This window comes from Tritonibacter sp. SIMBA_163 (genome assembly GCF_046535935.1).
Taxonomy (GTDB): Bacteria; Pseudomonadota; Alphaproteobacteria; order Rhodobacterales; family Rhodobacteraceae; genus Epibacterium; species Epibacterium scottomollicae.
Window position 1 is genome coordinate 1 of the sequence record NZ_JAWJBP010000934.1, and the last position, 251, is coordinate 251.

The following is a 251-nucleotide window of genomic DNA, read 5'->3' on the forward strand; positions in this document are numbered from 1 at the left end:
TGAGACTATTAGCAGAAGTTGCTCCCCCAAAATCACTTTTCTCTACTAAAGCAACCGCTAATCCTCTTAAACTGGCTTCCCAAGCAACACAAGCCCCATAAATGCCTCCCCCAATCACTAAGACATCAAAGGTTTGACAAGTGAGATTGCTCAAATCCCGCTTCATATTGCTAATCCTCGCGCTTGTTTGTGATGCTTTCTGAGTTCACTTTCCAGCCAAGATAAAGCCTGATCAAATTTTTCGACAAAAG

The 251-nt window shown here is 42.6% G+C and carries 1 protein-coding gene; it reads right to left on the reverse strand.

Going from position 1 to position 251, the window contains the following annotated elements; genetic code table 11:
• Positions 1-166 (reverse strand): FAD-dependent oxidoreductase (locus tag R0J92_RS25065; protein WP_411053676.1); only part of this gene is annotated, 166 nt, incomplete at its 3' end.
• Positions 167-251 lie beyond the last annotated feature (85 nt).